Annotated in this window: 1 pseudogene; it reads left to right on the top strand. The window is 37.6% G+C overall.

Annotated elements, in window-relative coordinates:
• Positions 1 to 3,349, top strand: a pseudogene (locus tag KO504_RS06595) (hypothetical protein); the annotation flags it as partial.

Raw genomic sequence — 3,349 nt, 5'->3', positions numbered from 1 at the left:
GCCGGCCAACCTACCATCAACCCAGCACTAGATTTAGAATTATGTGATGATTTAAGTAATGATGGTTTTGAAGAGTTTGATTTAAGCGTTCAAACAGCCGTTATATTAGGATCTCAACCATCAGATGATTTCAATGTCAGTTACCATTTAAGTTTTGAAGCTGCAGATTTAGGTCAAGACGCTTTACCAATGTCTTACACGAACACTGAAAATTCTCAGCCTATTTTTGTAAGGGTAGAAAATTCAGGGGATTCAGATTGTTATAATGCTTCAGCTACAGCAGTTTTTAATTTAGTTGTAAATACAAGAGCAATAGCTACAACACCAGAAGATATGGTTGTCTGTGACGACCCTAGCAATGACGGTTTTGCTACATTTGATTTAAGTAGTCAAGAAGCCTCTATATTAGGTTCTCAAGATCCGACAATTTATACCGTAACATTTCATAGTACACAAGCAGCAGCAGATGCTAATGTAGATGCTTTACCGTCAAGTTATACCAATACGACACCAAATCAAGAGACGATTTATGTACGTGTAGAAAATCCAATATATCCAGATTGTTACAGTACTACAAGTTTTGATGTAATCATAAATGCTTTACCAACACTAGTTCCTGTTTCAGCGTTACAAGTTTGTGATGATGATACCGACGGTTTTGTAGGCTTTCCATTAAGTACAAAAGTATCAGAGCTATTAAATGGTCAGACAGGTATAGTTGTTTCTTTTCATGAAAGTTTAGCAGGCGCAGAAGCAGAGCCTTCTACCGCAGAGATATTTGACGGTTATATAAATACGACTATGACTAGTCAGACAGTATTTGTACGTTTAGAAAATAGTACGACCAACTGTTATAATGTAAATACACTTCAGCTTGAGGTTATGGAAAATCCAATCGCCAATATCACAACACCTTTAGAAGTTTGTGATGATAATGCGGATGGTTTCGCTGAATTTGATTTGAGTGTCAAAGATGCCGAAGTTGTTGGTTCACAAACCGGCATGGTGGTTAGTTACTATGCTACACCAACAAATGCAGAATTAGGGGATAGTCCATTACCAACCAATTATACCAATACAACAGCAGGAGCACAAGAGATTTATGTTCGTATAGAGAATGGTACTTCAGGTTGTTACGACACAACAACGCTACAGTTAATTGTTAATCCATTACCAACAACAATAGCCGTAACGCCATATGAACTGTGTGATTACGATAATCCAGGGAATGAAGAAGAAGCCTTTGATTTATCTACAAAAGATGCAGAGATTTTAGATGGTCAAGTAAATGTTTCATTGGCATATTACGAAAACCAAGCTGATGCCGAATTAGGGGTTAATCCTATTACAGGATTGTATACCAATACAAGTAATCCGCAAACGCTAGTTGCAGTCTTAACAAACACAATAACCAATTGTACATCAACGCTTACTTTTGACTTAGTAGTAAACCCATTACCAGCCTTAATAGCGCCAAGCGCTTTAGAAGTTTGTGATGATGGTATTCCAGATGGTTTAACAGAGATCGATTTAAGTCTTAAGAACACAGAGATTACAGGTAATAATCCTATCTATTCTGTAAGCTATTATTTAACACAATTAGACGCAGATTCAGAGACCAACCCATTGCCTACCTTATATACTAATACGAGTAATGGTCAAATCATTTTTGTACGTGTAGAAGATACAAATACAGGCTGTTATGATACAACGACCTTAGAGTTAATAGTAGAGCAAGCACCAATAGCATTTACACCGCAGGCATTACGCTACTGTGATCCTGATAATGATGGTTTTGGATTGTTTAACCTTACAAGTGTTAACAATGAAATCACAGGTGGAGCACCAGGGTTAACGGTAACTTACCATGAAACAGAGATCAATGCAGATAATGGTGTAGATGCCATAGATACTACAGTGAATTATAATAACATTGTACAAGATGCTCAGACACTTTATGTAAGAGTAGAAAGTGCAACAATAGCTACAGACTGTGCAACGATTGTGGAGTTAGATTTAATTGTAGAGCCAACACCACAACTAGTAGCGCCAACGCCATTAGAAGTTTGTGATGATATCTCAGCAGATGGATTTGCGAGCTTCGATTTAACCACTAAGGCAAACGAAATATTAAACGGTCAAGATCCAACGCAGTATATTGTAAGCTATTATGAAAGTGAAGCGAATGCATCCACCGGATTGAATCCTATAGCTAATCCTTTAGCTTATACCAATACAGACGATTTTAATCAAATCATTTGGGTACGCGTAGAAGATAATACTACAGTAGAAGGCTGTTACAAATTAATAGCCTTAGAATTAATTGTTAATGCATTACCTGTTTTAGTAACACCAGCACCTTTAGAGTTGTGTGATGTAAATAACCCAGGAGATGAGCAAGAAGCTTTTATCTTAGAAGAAGCCAATGCCGAGATTTTAAATGGGCAAACAGGTATAACCTTAACGCATTACGAAACGCAATTAGATGCAGCTAATGGAACCAACCCAATCGTAAGTCCTTATACGAATCTAAGTAATGCTCAAACGATTTTTGTAAGAGCTCAAAACGATATTACGGGTTGTTACAATACGGTAACCGTAACCCTAAGAGTTAATCCAATACCATCACCAGAAGCATCACCAGAGCCAATAGAGGTTTGTGACGAAGACAATGATGGATTTGCTGAGTTTGATTTAGAGATTCGTACCGTAGAAATCACTAACGGAGAATCGGATGTTGTAATTACTTATCACGAAACTCAGACCGATGCGGAAATGGGGGATAATCCAATTACGGGATTATACACAAACATCGTTGCAAACAATCAAATCATTTATGTGCGTTCAGAGAACACTATAACAGGTTGTTATAGTCTCACAGAAAACACACTAGAGCTTATTGTACATCCAGCACCGGAAGTGCCAATAGATATAGCACCTTATATCATATGCGATAGCGATAACGATGGTTTAGCTCAGTTTGATCTTACAACAAAGGATGCAGAAATTCTTAACGGTCAAGACCCAACTGCAGTAGTGTTAACGTATCATGTAAGTGCTGCAAATGCAGAAGAGGGTAGTAACCCAATTATCAATGTTGGTAACTATACCAATAATGGTAATCCACAAGTTATTTATGTACGCTTATATGATCCAATTACAGAATGTTTCGATACAGGAATGTTTGAATTGAATGTAGCATTACCACCAGAGGCTATACAGCCAACACAGTTAAATGCCTGTGATGATTTAGGAGAAGTACCAGGTGATGAGATCACGGAATTTGACCTTACCTTAAAAGATGCAGAAATCACAGGAGGTAATGCGAGTTGGTCAGTTGCGTATTACG

This window comes from Winogradskyella psychrotolerans (assembly GCF_018860565.1).
In the GTDB taxonomy this organism is placed as follows: Bacteria; Bacteroidota; Bacteroidia; order Flavobacteriales; family Flavobacteriaceae; genus Winogradskyella; species Winogradskyella damuponensis.
Note: the sequence above shows the minus strand (reverse complement) of the source record. Positions and strands in the feature narration are given on the sequence as shown.